This is a genomic window from Thioclava kandeliae, from assembly GCF_040297545.1.
Taxonomy (GTDB): Bacteria; Pseudomonadota; Alphaproteobacteria; order Rhodobacterales; family Rhodobacteraceae; genus Thioclava; species Thioclava kandeliae.
Window position 1 is genome coordinate 1 of the sequence record NZ_JAYWLC010000080.1, and the last position, 956, is coordinate 956.

Below are 956 nucleotides of genomic sequence, written 5' to 3' on the forward strand. Positions count from 1 at the left end.
ACGTAGCCATGAGTAAGACGATGGAAGACAGCATCAAACGTTGGACGGCGAAGCGTAAGACAGCGCTCGTTATCGAGATCATTCAAGGCAAGACCACCGTGTCGGAAGCGAGCCGGTCGTTCGACCTCACACCCTCCGAGATCGAGGGCTGGGTCGATGACGCCAAGCAAGGCATGGAGAACTCGCTGCGGGCCAACCCCCTCGATATCCGCGAGCAATACGAAAAGCAGCTGCGAGAGCTTCAGGAGGCCTACGGCGAGGCGATGCTGGAGCTGCGTGCGCGAAAAAAGCTCCAGGCCCTGTTGGACGCGCAGGACGGGAATTGATCCGTCGCATTCAGCAGGGCCTCCTGGCCGAGGGCGTCGTGGTGTCGATCGCCAGGCTCTGCGCCTGGTTCTGCATCCCGAGGCGGACGGTTTACTAGAAGCCGGTGAAAGCCGCGCCGAAGGTCGATCCCCGCTTCGCCGAGCCGATCAAGAAGATGATCGAGGAGGAACCGTCCTTCGGCTATCGCACGGTCGCCTGGCTCCTGGGGTTCAACAAGAACACGGTGCAGCGGATCTTCCAGATCAAGGGCTGGCAGGTTCGCAAGCGCGCCGTGGGCATGCGGCCCCGCATCCAGGCCGTGCCGTCAGTCGCTGCTGCGTCGAACGAGCGTTGGTCCACCGATCTCGCGCGCATCTGGACGGGCAAGGACGGCTGGGCCTCCTTAGCCTTGGTGATCGATTGCCACACCCGCGAGCTGTTGGGCTGGCACCTGTCGAAATCCGGCAAGGCGACGACCGCCAGTGCCGCCCTCGAGCATGCCCTGATCGCCCGGTTCGGCACCCTGGGCAAGGTCGATGAGGAGTTCCTTCTACGCTCGGACAATGGTTTGGTCTTCACCAGCCTGCACTTCACGAAGATCGTTCGAAGCTACGGCTTGAAGCAGGAGTTCATCACCCCGCACTGCCCGC

General features: G+C 62.4%; 2 protein-coding genes. Both read left to right on the forward strand.

Going from position 1 to position 956, the window contains the following annotated elements; genetic code table 11:
• Window positions 1-326, forward strand: a 326-nt coding sequence (locus tag VSX56_RS20670) for a DUF1153 domain-containing protein (RefSeq protein ID WP_350939382.1), incomplete at its 5' end; no start/stop codon positions are given.
• Between the two features lie 104 nt (window positions 327-430).
• Window positions 431-956: DDE-type integrase/transposase/recombinase (locus VSX56_RS20675; RefSeq protein ID WP_350939383.1), on the forward strand; the 526-nt coding region annotated here is incomplete at its 3' end.